This window comes from Parvimonas sp. D9 (genome assembly GCF_035282565.1).
Classification (GTDB): Bacteria; Bacillota; Clostridia; order Tissierellales; family Peptoniphilaceae; genus Parvimonas; species Parvimonas micra.
Genome location: NZ_JAYKBM010000144.1, coordinates 1 through 273, shown reverse-complemented (window position 1 = coordinate 273; position 273 = coordinate 1). Strand labels below are relative to the sequence as shown.

Here is a 273-nt window from a genome sequence, read left to right as displayed (position 1 = left end):
CACAAAGAAAAGTCCATTCGGATGCCATTCAACAGCCAATACCCCTGTTGTTTCTTCCAGATTTTTTAATACGGCTAGCTTCTTTCCAATCATGTCATACATACGAATATCATCACCGCTCACCAGCAATACATTTTTGGAAGGATGCCAATCGATGTCTAGATAACTAGTGTTGTCTTCTTTGGGAATGGTTGTGTTCAATGCTCCTTTCTCATTACATATTTTGATCAGGTGATTATCAGTTGCAGCTAAAAACCTGCCATTGTAACTCCA

Annotated in this window: 1 protein-coding gene; it reads right to left on the bottom strand. The window is 39.2% G+C overall.

Translation table 11 applies throughout. The features are described from left to right. Positions 1 to 273: hypothetical protein (locus VJI94_RS08365; RefSeq protein WP_324009028.1), on the bottom strand; the 273-nt coding region annotated here is incomplete at both ends.